This window comes from Pseudonocardia sp. P-1 (genome assembly GCF_058111925.1).
In genome coordinates this window covers 373,190-392,032 of record NZ_CM176614.1, presented here as the reverse complement: position 1 = coordinate 392,032, position 18,843 = coordinate 373,190, and the positions used below count along the sequence as shown (strand labels likewise).

At 75.1% G+C, this 18,843-nt stretch carries 18 protein-coding genes and 1 pseudogene; 11 read left to right on the top strand and 8 right to left on the bottom strand.

The features are described from left to right. Positions 1 to 12: 12 nt before the first annotated feature. Positions 13 to 1,074, bottom strand: a complete 1,062-nt coding sequence (locus AC0GKK_RS01895; RefSeq protein ID WP_489882996.1) for a DUF368 domain-containing protein — start codon at positions 1,072 to 1,074, stop codon at positions 13 to 15. A 150-nt stretch (positions 1,075 to 1,224) separates the two neighbouring features. Between AC0GKK_RS01895 and AC0GKK_RS01890 the strand changes: the two genes are divergently transcribed. The 5 genes and pseudogenes from AC0GKK_RS01890 (at position 1,225) to AC0GKK_RS01870 (ending at position 4,930) form a co-directional block, all read left to right on the top strand. Then, complete coding sequence (locus AC0GKK_RS01890) at positions 1,225 to 1,905, top strand: DUF4232 domain-containing protein (protein ID WP_405417131.1); 681 nt, start codon at positions 1,225 to 1,227, stop codon at positions 1,903 to 1,905. An 83-nt stretch (positions 1,906 to 1,988) separates the two neighbouring features. Beyond that, a pseudogene (locus tag AC0GKK_RS01885) lies at positions 1,989 to 2,408 on the top strand (ABC-ATPase domain-containing protein); the annotation flags it as partial. A gap of 116 nt (positions 2,409 to 2,524) precedes the next feature. Then, positions 2,525 to 3,691: a P-loop domain-containing protein gene (locus AC0GKK_RS01880; protein ID WP_489882995.1), complete on the top strand. Its 1,167-nt coding sequence runs from the start codon at positions 2,525 to 2,527 to the stop codon at positions 3,689 to 3,691. 54 nt (positions 3,692 to 3,745) lie between these two features. Beyond that, on the top strand, positions 3,746 to 4,606 hold the full coding sequence (locus AC0GKK_RS01875) for an SDR family oxidoreductase (protein ID WP_482637491.1): 861 nt from the start codon (positions 3,746 to 3,748) through the stop codon (positions 4,604 to 4,606). Positions 4,607 to 4,732: 126 nt separating this feature from the next. Continuing rightward, the gene (locus AC0GKK_RS01870) at positions 4,733 to 4,930 is read left to right on the top strand and encodes a hypothetical protein (RefSeq protein ID WP_405417126.1); all 198 of its coding nucleotides are present in this window, start codon (positions 4,733 to 4,735) and stop codon (positions 4,928 to 4,930) included. A gap of 4 nt (positions 4,931 to 4,934) precedes the next feature. Here the strand turns inward: AC0GKK_RS01870 and AC0GKK_RS01865 are convergent, their stop codons facing one another. The 3 genes from AC0GKK_RS01865 to AC0GKK_RS01855 are packed head-to-tail and all read right to left on the bottom strand — an operon-like array spanning position 4,935 to position 8,344. Further along, positions 4,935 to 5,888 carry a 3-methyladenine DNA glycosylase gene (locus AC0GKK_RS01865; RefSeq protein WP_482637492.1) on the bottom strand — a complete coding sequence of 318 codons (954 nt, stop codon included), beginning with the start codon at positions 5,886 to 5,888 and terminating at the stop codon, positions 4,935 to 4,937. 27 nt (positions 5,889 to 5,915) lie between these two features. Next, entirely contained in the window at positions 5,916 to 6,977 is a 1,062-nt protein-coding gene (locus AC0GKK_RS01860) for a hemolysin family protein (RefSeq protein ID WP_482637493.1), read from the bottom strand. Then, complete coding sequence (locus AC0GKK_RS01855; RefSeq protein ID WP_482637494.1) at positions 6,974 to 8,344, bottom strand: hemolysin family protein; 1,371 nt, start codon at positions 8,342 to 8,344, stop codon at positions 6,974 to 6,976. The genes AC0GKK_RS01860 and AC0GKK_RS01855 overlap by 4 nt, the downstream gene beginning before the upstream one ends. Before the next feature lie 313 nt (positions 8,345 to 8,657). On the opposite strand from AC0GKK_RS01855, the gene coaA reads away from it, so the two are divergent. Then, complete coding sequence (coaA, locus tag AC0GKK_RS01850) at positions 8,658 to 9,587, top strand: type I pantothenate kinase (protein ID WP_489884079.1); 930 nt, start codon at positions 8,658 to 8,660, stop codon at positions 9,585 to 9,587. On the opposite strand, the gene AC0GKK_RS01845 is transcribed toward coaA, so the two are convergent. Continuing rightward, positions 9,559 to 10,674, bottom strand: coding sequence for a M20/M25/M40 family metallo-hydrolase (locus AC0GKK_RS01845; protein WP_482637495.1), 1,116 nt, complete (start codon positions 10,672 to 10,674; stop codon positions 9,559 to 9,561). The two genes, coaA and AC0GKK_RS01845, sit on opposite strands and share 29 nt — an antisense overlap. A 77-nt stretch (positions 10,675 to 10,751) precedes the next feature. Here AC0GKK_RS01845 and AC0GKK_RS01840 point away from each other — a divergent pair, with 77 nt between their 5' ends. Beyond that, a complete protein-coding gene (locus AC0GKK_RS01840; protein ID WP_476651427.1) occupies positions 10,752 to 11,243 on the top strand; it encodes a MarR family winged helix-turn-helix transcriptional regulator in 492 nt (163 codons plus the stop codon). Positions 11,244 to 11,259: 16 nt separating this feature from the next. On the opposite strand, the gene AC0GKK_RS01835 is transcribed toward AC0GKK_RS01840, so the two are convergent. Together AC0GKK_RS01835 and asnB are read right to left on the bottom strand one after the other, a co-directional pair. Beyond that, positions 11,260 to 12,090, bottom strand: a complete 831-nt coding sequence (locus AC0GKK_RS01835; RefSeq protein ID WP_476651429.1) for a DUF427 domain-containing protein — start codon at positions 12,088 to 12,090, stop codon at positions 11,260 to 11,262. Positions 12,091 to 12,163: 73 nt separating this feature from the next. Beyond that, positions 12,164 to 14,038 carry an asparagine synthase (glutamine-hydrolyzing) gene (gene asnB / locus AC0GKK_RS01830; protein ID WP_482637496.1) on the bottom strand — a complete coding sequence of 625 codons (1,875 nt, stop codon included), beginning with the start codon at positions 14,036 to 14,038 and terminating at the stop codon, positions 12,164 to 12,166. A 271-nt stretch (positions 14,039 to 14,309) separates the two neighbouring features. Between asnB and AC0GKK_RS01825 the strand changes: the two genes are divergently transcribed. Together AC0GKK_RS01825 and AC0GKK_RS01820 are read left to right on the top strand one after the other, a co-directional pair. After that, positions 14,310 to 14,819: a MarR family winged helix-turn-helix transcriptional regulator gene (locus tag AC0GKK_RS01825; RefSeq protein WP_405417111.1), complete on the top strand. Its 510-nt coding sequence runs from the start codon at positions 14,310 to 14,312 to the stop codon at positions 14,817 to 14,819. 124 nt (positions 14,820 to 14,943) lie between these two features. Continuing rightward, the gene (locus tag AC0GKK_RS01820) at positions 14,944 to 17,007 is read left to right on the top strand and encodes a serine/threonine-protein kinase (protein WP_489882994.1); all 2,064 of its coding nucleotides are present in this window, start codon (positions 14,944 to 14,946) and stop codon (positions 17,005 to 17,007) included. Positions 17,008 to 17,047: 40 nt separating this feature from the next. Here AC0GKK_RS01820 and AC0GKK_RS01815 read toward each other — a convergent pair whose 3' ends face one another. After that, a complete protein-coding gene (locus tag AC0GKK_RS01815; protein ID WP_405417109.1) occupies positions 17,048 to 17,338 on the bottom strand; it encodes a TSUP family transporter in 291 nt (96 codons plus the stop codon). On the opposite strand from AC0GKK_RS01815, the gene AC0GKK_RS01810 reads away from it, so the two are divergent. After that, positions 17,316 to 17,732 carry a carboxyltransferase domain-containing protein gene (locus AC0GKK_RS01810; RefSeq protein WP_476651433.1) on the top strand — a complete coding sequence of 139 codons (417 nt, stop codon included), beginning with the start codon at positions 17,316 to 17,318 and terminating at the stop codon, positions 17,730 to 17,732. The genes AC0GKK_RS01815 and AC0GKK_RS01810 overlap by 23 nt on opposite strands. Continuing rightward, on the top strand, positions 17,729 to 18,700 hold the full coding sequence (locus tag AC0GKK_RS01805; RefSeq protein WP_405417107.1) for a 5-oxoprolinase subunit C family protein: 972 nt from the start codon (positions 17,729 to 17,731) through the stop codon (positions 18,698 to 18,700). Before AC0GKK_RS01810 ends, AC0GKK_RS01805 begins: the two co-directional genes overlap by 4 nt. Positions 18,701 to 18,843: the final 143 nt, after the last annotated feature.

Below are 18,843 nucleotides of genomic sequence, written 5' to 3'. Positions count from 1 at the left end.
CGGGCCCGCCGTTCAGCGGTCGCGGCGCGGCGGCGGCTCCACCCGGGGGATCGGGCGGGTCACGTCGGCGTCGTCCACGGTCCGGTCCAGGGCGCGGTGCGCGCCCGGGTCCGCGACGGGGCCCGGGACGCGGTCCATGACCCGGGTCGCGGCCCGGTCAGGGGCGCGCTCGGGGGTGTCCTCCGGGGCGGCCGGCGCCGCCGACCCGTCCACCCGCCGCTCGACGGCCATGATCGCCAGGACGACCGCGGCGCCGGCCGCGGCCGGCAGCAGCATCCACCACCAGCCCGGGTCGGGCGCCAGGACACCGCGGGCGTCGTCCTGCCAGGGCCACAGCGCCCGCAGCGCCCCCAGCAGCACCCCGGTCATGATCACCATCAGGGTGCGGCGGTGGTGCTCCAGCAGCCAGGTCAGCACCGACACGAAGCTCGCGAGCCCCAGCACGGCGCCGAGCCCGAACACCGCGATGTAGGCCAGGTCGAGGTCGCGCACCGCGCGCAGGGTCGGCTCGTAGAGCCCGAACACCAGCAGCAGGAACGACCCGGAGAAGCCCGGCAGCACCAACGCGCACACCGCGACCGCCGCGGCCAGCCCGACCAGCGGCATCGGCGGGCGGCCGTCGCCGACGGCCGGGGGGAGCGCGCTGACCGCGAACGTCGCCACGAACGCGACGACGACCAGCGCCCACTCGCGCGGCCCGCGCAGCCGCCCGGTGATCCGCAGCGGGACCGCCACCGACGCGGCGACCATCCCCAGGAACACCGCCCGGGCGCCGACGGGGTGGTCCTCGATCAGCCCCGGGAGCACCTGCGACGCCGCCAGGACCGCCAGCACCATGCCCAGTGCGACGGGCAGCAGCAGGCCCCAGTCCAGCCGTCGCAGCTCCTCGCGGGGCGCCGCGTCACCGCCCGCCGCGCCCGGGAGCAGCCCCCGGGCCGCGGCGACGAGGTGGGCCCCCTGGGCGATCAGGCGCTCGTAGATCCCGACGACCAGGGCCATGGTCCCGCCGCTGACCCCCGGGATGGTCTCGACCACGCCGATCGCGGCCCCACGGGCCAGATGAATACCGGACATACGCGACAACACGGGACAGGACGGTACCGACCGGGCGCCTGTCGGGAACGGACGGGTGAACTCTCGTTCGCATCACGAAGGATCGGGGCAACCGGTTGCGTGCCGATACGTCCGAGGAGACGTACACACCATGACGATCGGGGGACTGACATGGACGGGTATGTCCTGCACCGCACCGCCCGCTGGGCCGTGACCATCGCCGCCTGCGGCGCCGTGCTGGCCGGCTGCGGTGGCGGTGGCGACTGGCCGGCGGCCGCCGGCTCCGGTGGCGCCTCCGCCACCCCGAGCGCCGCCGCGCCGACGACGAGCGCCCCGGTGTCCGACGCCGGGGGCACCGGATCGGCCGGGGGAGCCGGGAACGGTGGCACCCACACCGGCACCGGGGGCGCCGAGGCGGGCGGCGACGAGCGCTGCCACACCTCCGAGCTCGCCGGCTCGGTCGCGGCCGACCCGGGCGGCGGCGCCGCGGGCTCGTCGTACGTCACGCTGACGCTGCGCAACCAGGGCGGCCGCACCTGCTACGTGCGGGGCTTTCCCGGCGTGTCCTACGTCGGCGGCGACGACGGCCACCAGATCGGCCCGGCCGCCGCGATGCAGGGCGGGCACGGCGACCCGGTGCGCCTCGCCCCCGGCGGGACCGCCGGTGCGACACTGCGGGTGGTGAACGTGCGCAACTTCGACGAGGCGGCCTGCCGCCCGACGGCCGTGCGCGGCCTGCGCGTCTACCCGCCCGGCGAGACCGACTCGCTGTTCGTCCCGATGGAGGGCACCGGCTGCGCCGCCACCCCGCCCGGGGACCAGCTGGTGATCCAGGCGTTCACCGCGCGCTGACCCGCGCCCGGGCCCGGTCCGCCGCGGACCGGGCCCGGCGGGTCCGCGGGTGGCCGCCACGACGGTGGAGGAGTGAACCCCGCATGACCCCGCACGACCGCCCGGACGCACCCCGCCGGCGTGGCGACGTCGCCGCGCTCGGCTACCGGCTGCAGGACCTCGACGGAGCCTCGTACCGCTCCTACAAGGGCCTCACCGGCGTCTGGACGGGTGAGGACGGCTACGACCTCGAGATCCGGACGGTGCAGGCCGACCCGTTCGCGCCGCCGTCGCGGCTGCGGGTGACCGTGCCCGCCCGGACCGCGGGACTGCCGCCCGGCCTGTACCACGGCGCCGTCCGCGCGCGTGCCCTCGGCGGGTTCCTCGCCCGCGCCCTGCGCCGCGCGGTGGAGCACAGCACCCTGCGGGTCGACGCGGGCGGCCAGGAGGTGCTCGACCGCAGCGCGGTCCGCATCCGGCCCGACGGCACGGTCGTCGCCGAGCTGTCGGTCCCGCTGCCCGGCCGTGGGCGCCGGATCGACGGCGGGGCCGCGGCCGCCGCGCTGACGGTCGTGCTGCCCGCGCGGTGCTCGGCGCGCTGCGCTGGGAGACCGCCGACACCGCCGCGGCCGAGCAGTTCGTGGAGACCGTCGAGGACGCGGGTGCCCTGCGCGACGCGCTGGCCGGTCGTGGCCTGGTCGGGTTCGTCGCCGACGGCGCGGTGCTGCCGCGGGCCTCCGGTGTCGACGACCGGCCGTTGGCCGGCGGGGTGCCGTTCGTCTCCCCGCCGGAGCTGCGGGTGACCCTGGACGTCCCGCACCGCGGCACGGTGACCGGGATGGGCGTCCCCGAGGGGGTCACGCTGATCGTCGGCGGCGGCTACCACGGCAAGTCCACGCTGCTGCGCGCGCTGGAGAGCGGCGTGTACGACCACGTCCCCGGCGACGGCCGTGAGCTCGTCGTCGCCCGTGCCGACACGGTGTCGGTGCGCGCCGAGGACGAGCGCTCGGTGCAGCGCGTCGACGTGTCGGCCTTCGTCACCGGCCTGCCGTCCGGGAACCCCACCGACGACTTCTCGACGGAGTCGGCGTCCGGGTCGACCTCCCAGGCCGCCGCCACGGTCGAGGCGCTGGAGGCCGGTGCCGGCGTGCTGCTGATCGACGAGGACACCGCCGCCACCAACGCCATGATCCGCGACGACCGGATGCGCGCGCTGATCCCGGCCGAGCCGCTGGTCCCGTTCGTCGAGCGGGTCCGGCCGCTGCACCGCGGGCACGGGGTGTCCACCGTGCTCGTCATGGGCGGGTCGGGGGAGTACCTCGACCGCGCCGACACGGTGGTCCTGCTGCAGGACTACACCGCCTCCGAGGTCACCGGGCGGGCCCGGGAGATCGCCGGGCGGGCGGACGAGGCGGGCGACTCCGCGTTCCCGGCGTTCGCGCGCCGCGAGTTCGACCCCCGCAGCGTGGACGCCTCGGTGCGCGGCCGGCGCCGGGTGACCGCCCGTGGCCGCGGCCGGCTCACCTTCGGCGCCGACGACATCGACCTGTCCGCGATAGCCCAGCTCGCCGACCCCGGCCAGACCACCGGCGTCGGGTACGCCCTGGCCGCCCTCGACCTGCGCGGGGTCACCCTCGCACAGGCCCTGGACCGGCTGGAGGAGGCGGTGCGCCGCGAGGGGCCCGACGCGATCACCCGGGGCGCCCCCGTGGACGTCGCGGTGCCGCGGCGGCACGAGGTCGCGGCCGCCCTGAACCGACTGCGACCGGCGCGTGTGACCCACCTCCACGGAAACGGTCAGATCTGACTGTTACAGTGCGCTCCGAGCACGTGCACCGACGCACCGTCACCGGAGGACCCCATGACCCAGCCTGCCCAGCGGGACCTGAACGGCCGCACCATCGTCATCTCCGGCGGCAGCCGTGGCATCGGCCTCGCGATCCTGCTCGCGGCCGCCCGCCGCGGCGCCAACTCCGTCATCCTGGCCAAGACCGACCAGCCCGACCCCCGTCTGCCCGGCACCGTGCACACCGCGGTCGCCGAGATCGAGCAGGCCGGCGGCAAGGCCGTCGCCGTCGTCGGCGACGTGCGGGTCGAGGAGGACGTGGACCGCGCCGTCGCGACCGCCGTCGAGACCTTCGGCGGGGTCGACATCGTCGTCAACAACGCCAGTGCGCTGAACATGAGCGGCACCGCCGACGTCACGCCCAAGCGCTACGACCTCATGCAGTCGATCAACTCGCGCGGCACCTACCTGCTGACCCGGGCCGCGCTGGACCACCTGAAGGCCTCCGACGACGCGCAGGTCCTCACCCTGTCCCCGCCGATCAACCTCGACCCGAAGTGGCTCGGGGAGTTCCCGCCCTACATGCTCTCCAAGTACGGCATGTCGCTGCTGACCCTGGGCTGGGCGCACGAGTTCGCCGGCGACGGCATCCGGGCCAACTGCCTGTGGCCGCGCACCACCATCGCCACCGCGGCCGTGGTCAACCTGCTCGGCGGCGACGACGCCGGCAGGCGGGCCCGCACCCCGGAGATCATGGCCGACGCCGCCGTGGCCGTCCTGACCGACCCGGCCCGCCCCACCGGGCAGACCTTCATCGACGACGAGGTGCTCGCTGCGCACGGCGTCACCGACCTCGCCCCGTACGGCGCCTCCGAGCACAACGACATCGACTTCTTCATCGAGGGCACCGACCCGGCCGACCTCCCGAAGCACTAGTGCCCCGACGGTGACCGGTTGACCCCATCGGGTGACGCCCGGAACCGGCGGGCCCGGGTGCGCGACCCCTCACGACGGCGCGGGCACCCGTCCCGCCACCCCGGACCGACGACGAGGAGCACCCGAGTGCGACACATCGCCACCTTCTGCGGCAGCTGCAACTGCGGATGCCCCGAGCTGTACGTCGACGACGACGCCGCGCCGGAGAAGCGCATCGTGGTCACCGACGACTTCGGCCAGCGCGTGCAGATGAGCGTGGACCAGTTCGCCGACCTGGTCGCCTCGGCCCGCACCGGCCTGCTGGACGAGCTCGTCGCGAGCTGAGCCGCTACGCGATCGCGGGGCCGCCGGGGACCTCCCCGGCGGCCCCGTCGTCGTTCCCGGGCCGGTCACCGGCCCCGGCGAGGCGCCCCGCGAGGTCGATCAGCTCCTCGCGCAGCGGCGCCGCCCGCTCGGCGAACCCGGCCTGGGCGCGGGCGTACTCGGCGCGCCCGGCGGGCGTCTCGATCGGCACCGGGTCGAACCCGTGGCCGGACAGGTCGTAGGGGGAGGCCCGCATGTCCAGCTCGCGCACGTCCGCGGCCAGGGCGAAGCAGTCGGCCACGACCTCCGACGGCACCGCCGGGGCGAGCTTGTAGGCCCACTTGTAGAGGTCCATCGTCGCGTGCAGACAGCCCGGCTGCTCCATGTCGACCTGCCGCTCCCGGGTCGGGACGAGCTCGTTGCGCGGGGCCGCGGCGTCGGTGAAGAACCGGTAGGCGTCGTAGTGGGTGCAGCTGATCCGCGCCGACTCGACGACGGCGTCGGTGCCCGCCCGCCCGAGGCGCAGCGGCACCGTGTCGCGGTGCCGGGCGTCGTCGGTGCGGTAGACCATCGCCCACTCGTGCAGGCCGAAGCAGCCCAGCCGCGGCGCCCGGGAGCGGGTCGCGGTGAGCAGCCGGTGCACGAACGCCGCCGTCGTCCGCAGCCGCGCCGGCGCCGCCGCGGGGTCGAACAGCACCGTGCCGTCGGGCCGGGTGACGTGGCCGGGGCGGTCGGCGAGCTCCGCGGCGTCGGCCAGCGCCACTCCGGCACCCGGGTCCCAGCGCTCCAGCTGGGCGGGGCGGTGGGAGTAGTAGGTGAACAGGAAGTCCCACACCGGGTGCGGCTCGCCGCGCCGTCGCCGCTCGCGGTGCGGCACGGTCCACACCGCGACCCGATCCCGGTGCGCCGCCGCCCGCGCCCGCCACGCGGCGCCGTCGAGGACGGGCACGGCGGTGGTGGGGGCGGAGGGCGTGGGCACGGTGTCCGACGGTACGACCCGCCCGGGTCAGGTCGGGGTGCCGGGGGCGTGGGTGGCGTCGCGGACGCTGCCGACGAACGCCTCGGTGAGGTCCTCCATGGTGACCATGCCGACGGTGGTGTCGTGCCCGTCGACGGCGCGGGCCAGGTGTGCCCGGGCCGCCCGCAGCGTCGCCAGCGCCTCGTCCAGGCGGGCCGAGGCCGGGACCGAGGGCAGGCTGCGCACCCGCTGCGGCGGGATCGTCGCCGACTCGGAGTCGGCGAGGTCCAGCACGTCCTTGACGTGCAGGTACCCGGTGAGCCTGCCCTGGGCGCCGCGGATCGGGAAGCGGGAGTACCCGGTCCGCTCCACGGCCTCGGTGAGCGCGGAGACCGTCGTCGACCCGCCGGGGCCCGCGTCGAGGCAGACCAGGTCCTCCAGCGCGACGACGACGTCGGAGACGGTCGCCTCCGCCGAGGACAGGGTCCGCTCGATCCGGGAGCTCTCGGAGTCGTCGAGCAGGCCCTCCCGGCGCGAGTCGCCCAGCATCTCGGCGAGCTCGCCGGTGGTGAACGCGGTCTCCAGCTCGTCGCGCGGGGTCACCCCGACCAGGCGCAGGGTGCCGTTGGCCATCGCGTTGAACAGGTCGATGAACGGGCGGGTGACCCGGGTCCACACCAGGAACGGCGGGACCAGCAGGATCGCCGCGCGTTCGGGACCGGCGATCGAGATGTTCTTCGGCACCATCTCGCCGAGCATCATGTGCGCGACGACGACGATCATCAGCGACACCGCGAACGCGACCGGGTAGGCGAACGCCTCCGGCACCCCGACGGCGGCGAGCGGCCCGTCGATGAGGTGCGCGACGGCGGGCTCGCCGAGCCGGCCGAGCAGCAGCGAGGCGATGGTGATGCCCAGCTGGGAGGCCGCGAGCATCCGGGACAGGTCGTGCGAGGCGTCGAGCACCCGCCGCGCCCCGGCGGACCCGCCGTCGGCCATGGCCTCCAGGCGGTCCTTGCGGGCGGAGATCAGTGCGAACTCCGCGGCGACGAAGAACGCGTTCACACCGAGCAGGGCGACGGCGGCGAGCAGTGCGATCAGGTCGTTCACGCCGGCACCGCCCCGTGCGCCGCGGTGCGGTCGGTGGTGCGGTCGGTGGTGCGCCCCACCCGGACCTCGGCGACCCGGTTGCGGTCGCGGCGCAGGACCTCGAGGGTCCACCCGTCGACCTCGACGGCGTCGCCGACGTCGGGGATGCGGCCCAGCCGGGCCACGACCAGCCCGGCGAGGGTCTCGTACTCCCCGTGCGGCATCCGGAAGCCGGTGGCCTCGTCGACCTCGTCGTCGCGCATCAGCCCGGACAGTGCCCACACCCCGTCGCCGAGGCGGCGCACCCGGTTCTGCTCGCCGCGGTCGTGCTCGTCGCGGACGTCGCCGACGATCTCCTCCACCAGGTCCTCCATGGTCACCAGGCCCGCGGTGCCGCCGTACTCGTCGACGACGACGGCGGTCTGCAGCCCGGCCGCCCGCAGCCGGGTCATGAGCTCGTCACCGTCCAGCGACGACGGCACGGTCTCGACCGGCCGGGCCAGGTCCCGCACCGCGGTGTCGGCGCGGCGGGCCGGCGGGACCGAGAACGCCTGCTTGACGTGCACCAGCCCCAGCGGGACGTCCGGGTCGCCGTCCACGACCGGGAACCGGGAGAACCCGGACCGGCGGGCCAGCGCCACCAGGTCGGTCACGGTGTCGGTGGCGTCGATGGTCTCCACCCGCACGCGCGGGGTCATCAGGTCCTCGGCGACGCGGTCGGTGAAGCGCAGCGAGCGCTCCAGCAGCACCGCGGTGCCCGGGTCGATGCTGCCGCTCTCGGCGCTGGCCCGGACCAGCGAGCTCAGCTCGCCGGGGGAGCGGGCCGAGCGCAGCTCCTCGGCCGGCTCGATGCCGAGGCGGCGCACGATGGCGTTGGCCGCGGTGTTCAGGCCGGTGATGAGCCAGCGGAACGCCGCGGCGAACCCGGCCTGCAGCCACACCACCGAGCGCGCCACCTCCATCGGGTGGGCGATGGCGAGGTTCTTCGGGACCAGCTCGCCGAACACCATCGACAGCACCGTCGCCAGGACCAGCGACAGCACGGTGGCGGTGCCCGAGGCGATCCCGGCGGGCAGCCCGACGGCCTCCAGCACCGGCCGGATCAGCTCGGCGACGGCGGGCTCGGCGATGTAGCCGGTGGCCAGGGTGGTGGCGGTGATGCCGAGCTGGCAGCCCGACAGCTGGAACGACAGGCCGGCGTGCGCCCGCTGCACCGAGCGGGTCCGCCGGTCGTCGCTGCGGGCGACGGCGGCGTCGATGCGGCTGCGCTCGAGCGCGGTGAGGGAGAACTCCGAGGCGACGGAGACAGCGGTTCCCAGGGTGAGCGCGACGACCGCGAGCAGCCCGAGACAGGAGAGCAGGATGGACACGGAGCTCAGGGCCTCCATCAGGGAGAAACGGTGCACGACGATACGGCGGCCGCGCCCGGCCCGCCCGACGGGAGCTGCGAGTGATCTCACGGCGTCCCGACGGTGATCCGGGCCGTGACCGGGGTCTAGGTTGGTCAGCCATGACCACGGCGACGTCGCCCTCCGCACCGCTCCCCGCGCCACCGGGTCCCCCGGACGGCCGCCGGGGGCCGGTGGCCGGGGCCCCGACCGCGGCGCAGCGGTGAGCGCCCCGCAGCCGACGCCCCCGTCGGAGCGCGCGACCCGCGCGGCCGCGGCGCCCCCGCAGTACGGCGGCCGGCGCAGCTCCGGGCTGGCCCGGGGGAGCGCCTCACCGTTCGTGGACTTCGACCGCCGCTCCTGGGCGCAGCTCGCGTCCTCGACCACGGTGCCGCTGTCGGCCCAGGAGCTCGAGCAGCTGCGCAGCTACGGCGACTTCGTCGACCTCGACGAGGTCCGCGAGGTATACCTGCCGCTGTCGCGGCTGCTCAACCTGCACGTGGAGGAGGGCGGGCGGCTCTACCGGGCCTACCAGCGCTTCCTCGGCTCGGGCGGGGCCCGCACCCCGTTCGTGATCGGGATCGCCGGCTCGGTCGCGGTCGGCAAGTCGACCACCGCGCGGCTGCTGCGCCTGCTGCTGGCCCGCTCCCCGGAGCACCCCGACGTGCAGCTGGTCACCACCGACGGGTTCCTCTACCCCAACGCCGAGCTGCAGGCCCGCGGGCTGATGGAGCGCAAGGGCTTCCCGGAGTCCTACGACCGCCGCAAGCTGCTGCGGTTCGTCTCCGAGATCAAGGGGGGCCGCCCCGAGGTGAGCGCCCCGGTCTACTCGCACCTGGTCTACGACATCGTGCCCGACTCCCAGCTCGTGGTCCGCAGCCCCGACATCCTCATCGTCGAGGGCCTCAACGTGCTCCAGCCCGCGGTCGCGGGCGCGCTGACCGTGTCGGACTTCATCGACTTCTCGGTCTACGTCGACGCCGCCACGGCCGACGTCCGCCGCTGGTACGTCGAGCGGTTCCTGCGGCTGCGCGAGACCGCGTTCCGGGACCCGCAGTCGTTCTTCCGCCGCTACGCCGAGCTCGACCACGACGCGGCCGTGGCCCGGGCCGAGCACATCTGGGCGACGATCAACCAGCCCAACCTGGAGCAGAACGTGCTGCCCACCCGCTCACGGGCCAGCGCGGTGCTGACCAAGGGGCCGAGCCACGACGTCACGCGGGTGCGGCTGCGCAAGCTCTGACCAGCGCCGGGACCAGGGCGTCGGCGGCCTCGCCGACCCGGGCCGCGGAGCAGGTCTCGTCGGTGACGTGCGCCAGCTCGGGGTCGCCGGGCCCGTACACCAGCACCGCCGGGTCCCCGAGCGCCCCGACGAGCACCGACGCGTCGGTGAAGTAGGACGCGTACGCCGCCGGCCCGCCGTACCCGAGCACCGTCGCGGCCGCGGCCGCCCGCGGGTCGGCCGGGTCGGTCGCGACGGCGGGCAGGTCCAAGCGGACCTCGACGTCCGGGACGCCGCGGTGGGGGGTGGCGGCCAGCGCGGCGCGGGCGATCCCGGCGACCTCGTCGCGGGCGGTGGCGGCGTCCAGGCCGGGGACCAGGCGCAGGTCGACCTCCAGCTCGGCGCGGTCGGGCACCAGGTTGGGCTGCAGCCCGGCGTGCAGCGTCCCGGGGTTGGCCGTGGCGGCGCCGTGCGTGGCGCTGACGGGCCAGGTGTGGTCGTGCAGCGCCGCCGCGACCCGGCCGAGCGCGACGAGTGCGTTGTCGCCCAGCTCGGGGCGCGACCCGTGGGCGCCGACCCCGTGCTGCACCAGCCGCAGCCACAGCACGCCCTTGTGGCCGTGCAGCACCCGGTTGGCGGTCGGCTCGGCCACCACCAGCAGCGGTGACGGCTCCAGGCCGGTGAGCAGGCGGGCGCCGTCGCCGCCGGTCTCCTCGCCGAAGGTGAACACCAGCTGCAGCGGGGTGGCCGGGTCGCTGCGCAGCGCCGCGACGACGAGCGCCGCGACCCCGGCCTTCATGTCGGTGCTGCCGCGCCCGCGCAGCCGCCCGTCGACGACGTCACCGGCGTGCGGGTCGAACGACCAGCCCGCCGGGTCGGCGGGGACGGTGTCGAGGTGCCCGGTGAGGGTCACCGGCGGGCGGCCGTCGCCGCGGCGCGCCACCAGGTTCGCCCGCGCCGGGTCGGCCGGGTCGGGCTCGGTGCGCACGGTGAAGCCGCCGTCGTCGAGCAGGCCGGCGAGCAGGTCGGCGGCCGCGCGCTCCCCGCCGCCCCGGGTGCCGAGGGCGATCAGCGAGCCGGCGAGGGCGACGGGGTCGGGGGTCTCCATCTCCCCGACCCTTCCACGCCCCCGCCGCCTCCGAGGGCCGATGCCATTGCTCATCACTTCTTTGGCAGAATGGGGCGATGAGTGAGGGATCGGGCAGCGAGTCCGGCGGCTCCGGCGGCACCGTGGTGTCGAGCCGCTTCGAGACGAGCGACGACGAGGTGGCATCCCGGCTGCGGCTGGCCGTGGGCCGGCTGAACCGCCGGATCCGCATCGACGGCTCCGAGTCGCTGCCGCCGTTGCAGCTGTCGACCCTGGTCACCGTCGAGCAGCACGGCCCGCTGCGCCTGTCGGAGCTGGCCCGTCGGGAGGGCGTGACCGCACCGACGATGTCCCGGGTGCTGTCCGCGCTGGACGACCAGGGCATGGTCGAGCGCGCGGCGGCCCCGGGCGACGCCCGCGGCGTGCTCATCTCGATCTCCGCCGACGGGCTCGACCGGCTGCGCGAGGTCCGCAGCCAGCGCACCGCGCTGGTCGCCCGCCGTCTCGACCGGCTCGACGCCGCCCAGCGCGCCGCGCTGGAGGCCGCGCTGCCCGCGATCGAGGCCCTGATCGTCGCCGACGAGGACTGAGCGCTGCCGGATCCCCTCAGGCCTCGGCGCCGTCGACGGTGACCACGACCCGGGAGCCGTCGTCCCGGCTGCCGCCCGCGACGGACCGCAGTCCCGCGACCCGCGCCGACTCCGGCAGCGGGTCGGGGTAGTGCCAGAACACCTCGGCCAGCCGGGTCCCGCCGGGCAGGTCGGCGTGCTCGTAGTGCGCCTCGCCCTTGTAGGGGCAGCGGGTGCGCAGCCCGCTCGGCGTGGTCGGGACGGCGACGTCGGCGGCGGGCAGGTACCAGCGGTTCGGCAGCCCGGTCTCCGACAGCACCCACGGGTGCTCCGAGCGGGCCAGCACCGTCTCGACGCCGTCGGTCGCGACGTGGGTGACCACGACCTCGCGGTGGGTCGGGCGCACGTCGACCCGGGTGTAGGGGTCGGTGAGGTGGGCGAAGACCTGCTCGTCCTCGTCGTACCAGGCGTCGGCGGCGTTCCAGTACACCGCGGCGAGCCCGCGCAGCCAGGGTGCGGCCGCCACGGGCTCGGGGTAGTGCCAGACGGCGTTCTCGGCGATCCGGTCGCCCACGACGAGCGACCGGTAGGACGCGTCGCCCTTGAACGGGCAGTGCGTGGTGTGGTCGGTGGCGACCAGCACGTCCTGGTCGAGGTCGGTCTCGGGGACGTAGAGCACGGGCAGCAGGTTCGACTCGTGGACGAGGAACCCGCCGCGGGTGTCGAGCACGGTGCGCCCGGCGAACTCCGCCCGCACCCGCCTCGGGAACGGATGCATGAGCAGCTTGTGCGGCGGGCCGTCGATCGCGTAGTTCACCGTGGTCGGCGCGTACGGCGACAGCGGGCCGTCGGTGCGGGTCAGTCCCATGTGGCCTCACCTCGTGGGTGGTCGTGCGGGTCGGTACCCACACAACCACCCACGGGGAGAACCTGCCACGGGGCTACAGCGAGAGTTGCACGTCGTAGTCGCCGATCCAGGTGTTGAGGTCGATGATGCGTTCCAGCTGCATCCGGCGGCCCATCGAGTTGGCCTCGTGGCCACCGCCCTCGTCGAGCCTGCGCCGCACCGCCGCCCGGTCCACCAGCGGCGCGACGGGCGCGTCGTCGCCCTGCCCGACGATCTCGGCGACCTGGTCGCGCAGCGACTTCTCGTAGGAGTCGTCCTGGGTGGAGGGGTAGGGGCTCTTGACCCGCTGCACCACCGACTCGGGCAGCAGGTCGGAGGTGGCGTGGCGCAGCAGCGACTTCTCGCGCCCGTCGAAGTTCTTGTGCGCCCACGGCGTGCCGAAGACGTACTCGACGAGGCGGTGGTCGCAGAACGGGACCCGCACCTCGAGCCCGACGGCCATGCTCATCCGGTCCTTGCGGTCCAGCAGCACCGGCAGCCAGCGGGTCAGGTAGAGGTAGCAGATCTCGCGCATCCGGCGCTCGTGCGGGTCGTCGGCGGCCGGGCCGGTCAGCTCCGGCACCTCGGCGAGCGCGGCCCGGTACTGGTCGTCGAGGTAGCCGGGGACGTCGAGCTTGTCCCACAGGGCCCGGTCGAACAGCCCGGGGTCGGACTGGTCGGCGTTCATCATCCGCCCGGCCAGCCACGGGAAGGTGTCCGCGGCGACGGTCTCCGGGTCGTGGAAGTCGCGGTAGCCGCCGAACACCTCGTCGGCGGACTCCCCGGACAGCGCGACCGTGGACTCCTGGCGGATCGCGGAGAACAGCAGGTACAGCGACGAGTCCATGTCGCCGATGCCGGCGGGCAGGTCGCGGGCGTGCACCGTGGCCCGGCGCACGGCCGGGTCCATCATGTCCTCGGTGCGCAGCACGATGTCGCGGTGCGAGGTCCCGACGTACTCGGCGACCTCGTGCACGTAGGGGGAGTCGGGGGTACCGCGCGCGTCGTCGGCGACGAAGTTGTCGGCGTAGCCGACGAAGTCCACCGCGAAGGACCGCACGGTGCCGTCGACGTGCTTCGCGGCCAGCGCGGTGAGCGCCGAGGAGTCCAGCCCGCCCGAGAGCAGCGTGCACAGCGGGACGTCGGCGTAGAGCTGGCGCAGCGCGGTGTCCTCGAGCAGCTCGCGGACGTGGTGCACGGTGGTGTCGACGTCGTCGGTGTGCCCGGTGTCGGTGAGCTGCCAGTAGCGCTCCTCGCGGACGCCGCCGTCCCGCGAGACCCGCACGACGCAGCCGGGCGGGACCTCGCGCATGCCGCGGAACACCGCGTTGGACATGTCGGAGACGAACGCCAGCGCCCGGCGCAGGCCTTCGGCGTCGACGACCCGCTCGGCCTCGGGGTTGGCCAGGATCGCCTTGGGCTCGGAGCCGAACAGCACCCCGTGCGGGGTGGGGTAGTAGTACAGCGGCTTGATGCCCAGGCGGTCACGCACCAGCACCAGCTCGTTCGTGCCGGAGTCCCACAGGGCGTAGGCGAACATGCCGTTGAGCCGGCGGGCGACGTCCCGTGGGTCCTTCGCGCCCCACTCGCGGTGCGCCCGCAGCACGACCTCGGTGTCGCTGGAGGTCCGGAACCGGTGCCCGGCGGCGGCGAGCTGCTCGCGCAGCTCGCGGAAGTTGTAGGTCTCGCCGGAGTAGACCATGTGCAGGGCGGGGGCCCCGCCCTCGTCGAGGGTCATCGGCTGGCGGCCGCCCTCGATGTCGATGACCGCGAGCCTGCGGTGGCACAGCGCCGCCGGACCCTGGGCCCACACGCCCTGCTGGTCCGGTCCGCGGCAGGACATCGTGTCGTTCATCGCCGCGAGGGTGCGGGCGTGCTCGTCCGCCCCCAGGTCGTGTCGGTAGTCGATCCAGCCGCAGATTCCGCACACGGTTGAGCGCCTCCTCGATCTCGTGGCCCGGGCCGCGTCGCCCGGTAAGATCGATTGCAACGCTAATGATTGCGAGACGCAACACGTGGGTAACACGAGGCGGGCGCTCCGTCCGGTAGCGGGCGGTTCGTCCAGCGCTTTCGACGACGGGCGTCGCTGATCACACTCGTTCGGCGGAGCATCGTTGCGTGAAGGCGCACGAACCTTTCGATCCGCTTACGTGATTGCGATCGTCAATGTTGCAGTCCGCAACGTGTGTAGCATGCGAATCATGACGGAACGTCCGATTGACCCGATTGACGACGACGCAACCGTGGCGACCGGCGGTCTCGCCACGGCGACCCAGGACCCGCTGCACTCGCTGGAGAAGCAGATCACGCTGCTGGTCCGCCGCACCATGGAGTCGGTGTGGTCCAACGGCTACGGCGCGAACGACGCCGTGGACCGCTACACCTACCCGGTCCTCATGCTGCTCGACGACGAGGGCGCCCTCTCGCTCACCGCGCTGACCGGCAAGCTGGGCGTCTCCAAGCCCACCGCCAGCCGCCAGGTCTCGCGCCTGTCGCGGGCCGGCCTCGTCGACGTGTCCCCGCACGAGCGCGACCCCCGCTCGGTCAGCGTCACCCTGACCCCGGCCGGCCTCGCCGCCCGGGAGCAGGTCCGCGAGGCCCGCCTGGCGCCGCTGCGCGAGGTCATCGCGCACTGGCCGACCCACGACCGCGACTCCCTGGCCGAGCTGCTCGACCGGTTCAACACCGACCTGGACCTCTTCGTGCGCTGACCCCGCTCCGCCCGCCCGCGCGCGCCCCCGTGCACCCGCTGCTCCGCCGGGCCCCACCCGGGTGATGCGATAGTGGGCAGTCCGGGTGGCCGCACCCGGACCGAGTTCGGGGGTGAGGACGGGCGTGGACGCGCTGGTGGCGCTCGTCGCCGGGGTTCTGGAGGGCATCCGCGGGCTCGGTGTGCCGGACGTGTGCCCGGGGGACTGGGCCTGGTCGGTCACCGCGCTCGGCGTGCTGACGGGGCTGCTGCCCACCGCGGGTGCGGCGCTGGTCGCGCTGCTGCGCCGGGGGATCGGCTCCGGGTCCTCGTCGGGCTACGGCTCGGCCGAGTCCGTGCTGCTGGCCGGGATCGGTGTGCTGTCGGCGGGCCTGCTCCCGCTGGCGGTGTTCGTCGGGGCGGGCGGGGTGTTCAGCCGTGCCACCGCCGGCGTGCCGGCCGTCCCCGGGCTGAGCCCGTCGGCCACCTCGTCGATCCGGGTCGAGACCTGCAGCGTCGTCGGGACCCAGAGCAGCTACCTGGGCCGCGGCACCGTGGCCGGGTCCATCGGCGGGGACGTCGTCACGTCGGTCACCTCCGTCGCCCTGCTCGGCGTCGTGCCGCTGCTCGCGACCGTGCTCGTCGCGGTCCAGGCGCGCACCGCGCTGCGTCGTGGGCCCCGCTGGCCCGCCAAGTTCTTCTGGCTCCCGCTGTTCGCGCTGATCGTGCTGACCGGAGGGGTCCCCGCGGGCACCGCCGAGCACCTGTGGGTCGGCATCCTGGCAGCGAGCCTGGCCGGGGTGCTGATCGTCCCGCTGTTCCCCGCACCGTCGCGGGCGACGGTCGAGCGGATCCGCGCCGGGCGCGACGCGCCGCCGCGCCGCGCCGAGCCGCCCGCCGCGGGACGCACCGGCACCGGGTCGTCGCGGGCCGGGCGCGGTGGCGGCGACGGGCTCGCCCCGCAGTCCGGCGCCGCCGCGACGCCCAGCGTCGCCGAGCGTCTCGCCCAGCGCTTCTCCGCCCGCGAGACCCCGGGCGCCGCCGGGACCGACGGCACCCGCGGGCCGTCCTCGATCGAGCAGTCCGCGCCCTACGCCGGGTTCGCCGCCGCGCCCCGCCCGCCGTCCGGGTACGGCGCGCTGCCACCCGCCGGGTACGCCCCCGGCCCGGCCGGGCGCCCGCCCGCCGGACCGCCGCCGTTCACCGGCCCGGCCGCGCACCCCGCCGCGGGTCCGCTCCGCGGCCCGGTGCCGGGAGCGGCCCGCGGCCCGGTCTCCGGTGCGGGACGGCCCCCGGCGGGGCCGCCGCGCCGGCCCACGCTCGTCGCACCCGTGGCGGGCGGTCCGCCGCGGGCGCCCCGGTTCCGGCTGATGCGCCGCCTCGGTGCCGGTGGTTTCGGCGGGGTCTGGCTGGCCCACGACGCCAAGCTCGGCCACACCGTCGCGGTCAAGTCGGCGCACGCCGCGGACCCGGAGACCGAGGAGCGCATCCGCCGGGAGGCCGCCGCGCTCGGCGCGCTGCGCCACCCGTGCTGCGTGCAGATCCACGACCTGCTGCACGCCTCGTCCGACCCTGGCCTGCAGGGCATGGACGGGCTGGTCATCGTCATGCAGTACGTCGACGGCATGTCCCTGGGCCAGCTCGTCGGCGAGCAGGGCCCGGTGGACGACATCTCCGCGGCCCGCATCTGGACCGGCATCGCCGGGGCCCTGCACACCGCGCACCGTGCCGGGGTGCTGCACCGCGACATCAAGCCGGGCAACATCGTCGTCGACCCGCAGGGGCACCCGCACCTGATCGACTTCGGGATCGCGCGCAAGCAGGGCGACTCCACGCTGACCCAGACCGGCTACGTCCTGGGCACGCCGGACTACCTGGCGCCGGAGGCCGCGGCCGGGAAGCCCGCCTCGCCCGCCTCCGACGCCTGGCAGCTCGCGGCGGCGGTGTCGTTCGCGCTGAGCGGGCACCCACCGCGCGGGGAGTCCGCCGACGCCGTCGCCGGGCTGCGGGCGGCCGCGGCGGGGGCGAAGCTCACCCACCTGCCGAGCCGCACCGCCCACCTGGCGCTGCTCAAGCAGGCGATGCGCACCGAGCCGCACCGGCGCCCGGACCTGCCGACGGTGCAGGGCAAGCTCGACGGCTGGCTGCGCCGCCACGGGCACCGCACCGACGGCCCGGTCACCGCGATGCTGGAGTACCGCCGGGGCTGAGGGCCCGCCCACGGCGTGGCGCAGGGCCACGCCGGACCGCTCAGAGCCAGGCCTGGACGAACAGCCGCAGGGCCAGGCCGAGGCCCGCGACCGCGATGCCGATCCGGACCAGGCGGGCCGGGAGACGCCGGGCCACGACCGGGCCGAGCCGGCCGCCGATGAGCAGGCCCAGGGCCAGCGCGGGCACCGCGGCCCACGCGACGTCGCCGAGGACCGCGAACCCGACCGCGGCGACGGCGTTCGCCGCCCAGGTCAGCACGTTCTTCAGCGCGTTGGCCCGCAGCAGGGTCGCGCCCGGCAGCGACAGCGTGAGCGCCGGGCTGCCGTTCAAGTACCAGATGGTGCCCCGGGACCGGCAGATCGTGGTGCCGAAGTACCTGCGCCCGCGCACCGACACCCCCAAGCAGACCGTCGGCTACGGCGGCTGCTTCTCCTGCATCTACTCGGTGCGCGGCGCCGGGGGCTACCAGATGTTCGGCATCACCCCGGCGCCGATCTACGACCCGACCCAGAGCAAGCCCGACTTCACCGAGCACATGGTGTTCATGCGGCCCGGGGACATGGTCAAGTTCCGCGGCATCGACCGCGACGAGTACGACCAGCTCCACGCCGCCGCCGAGGCGGGGGAGTACCGGATCACCGCCCGTCCGGTGGCGTTCGACCTGCAACCGTTCCTCGACGACCCCGACGGCTACAACAAGCGCCTGCTGGAGGTGCTCGCGTGACACGCATCGAGGTCCGCAAGCCCGGTCTGTCCACCACCGTGCAGGACGGTGGCCGCTCCGGCTACTACCACCTGGGCATCCCGCCGTCGGGCGCGCTGGACCAGTACTCGCTGACCTGCGCGAACGCGCTGGTCGGGAACCCGGACGGCGCCGCCGCACTGGAGATCGTCTACATGGGCCCGGAGCTGGTGTTCACCGGCCCGGCGACCCTCGCCGTCGCCGGGGCGACGATCGCCCCGAAGGTCAACGGGTCGGCGGTGCCCGTCTGGGAGTCCTTCGACGTCGCCGAGGGCGACGTGCTGGCCTTCGACTACCTCAAGGCCGGCGCACGGGCCTACCTCGCGGTGTCCGGCGGGATCGACGTGCCGGAGAAGCTCGGCAGCCGCGCCACGTACGCGCTCGGCGCCCTGGGCGGGCTCGACGGCCGGCCGCTGGCCGAGGGCGACGTCCTGCCCGTCGGGTCCGGCACCGGCCGGGCCGGGCTCGTCGTACCCGAGGACCTGCGGCCGTCGCTCGCGAAGGACGTCGAGGTCCGGGTCGTGATGGGGCTCTACGACCACCGGCTCACCGACCGGGGCCGCGCCACCTTCCTCGACACCACGTGGACGCTGACCCCGGTCGCGGACCGGATCGGGTTCCGCTACACCGGCGGGGAGCTGGAGACCGTCGACCGTGAGCCGCCGTTCGGGGCGGGCCAGGACCCGTCGAACATCGTCGACTCGCCCTACCCGATCGGCTCCATCCAGGTCCCGGGCGGTGTGGAGCCGATCGTGCTGCACCGGGACGCGGTGTCCGGCGGCGGCTACATGATGGTGGCGACGGTGATCTCCGGGGACCTCGACGTCGTCGCCCAGTCGGCGCCGCGCACCCGCACCCGGTTCGTGGCGGTCGACCTGGAGACGGCGCTGTCGCTGCGGGCCGAGCGCACGGACCGGCTCGCGCGGATGCACAGCGCACTGGAGCGGTGACACCGTTCCTGCTCACCCGTTCGGGCTGGCCCCGCAGCGCCGTCTGGTCCAGACTCGACGCTCGGTGACGCGGGGCGGTACCGGACGTGGGGGAGGACCGAGCGATGAGCGGCAGGCACCGGAGGGCGGCGGGGGCCGGACTG

What these genes read in the sequence shown, in the direction of transcription:
- AC0GKK_RS01895 (WP_489882996.1), bottom strand. Translation starts at nt 1,074, where the DNA reads ATGTCCGGTATTCATCTGGCCCGTGGGGCCGCGATCGGCGTGGTCGAG.
- AC0GKK_RS01840 (WP_476651427.1), top strand. Translation starts at nt 10,752, where the DNA reads ATGAGTGAGGGATCGGGCAGCGAGTCCGGCGGCTCCGGCGGCACCGTG.
- AC0GKK_RS01855 (WP_482637494.1), bottom strand. Translation starts at nt 8,344, where the DNA reads ATGGAGGCCCTGAGCTCCGTGTCCATCCTGCTCTCCTGTCTCGGGCTG.
- AC0GKK_RS01825 (WP_405417111.1), top strand. Translation starts at nt 14,310, where the DNA reads ATGACGGAACGTCCGATTGACCCGATTGACGACGACGCAACCGTGGCG.
- AC0GKK_RS01845 (WP_482637495.1), bottom strand. Translation starts at nt 10,674, where the DNA reads ATGGAGACCCCCGACCCCGTCGCCCTCGCCGGCTCGCTGATCGCCCTC.
- AC0GKK_RS01875 (WP_482637491.1), top strand. Translation starts at nt 3,746, where the DNA reads ATGACCCAGCCTGCCCAGCGGGACCTGAACGGCCGCACCATCGTCATC.
- AC0GKK_RS01835 (WP_476651429.1), bottom strand. Translation starts at nt 12,090, where the DNA reads ATGGGACTGACCCGCACCGACGGCCCGCTGTCGCCGTACGCGCCGACC.
- AC0GKK_RS01890 (WP_405417131.1), top strand. Translation starts at nt 1,225, where the DNA reads ATGGACGGGTATGTCCTGCACCGCACCGCCCGCTGGGCCGTGACCATC.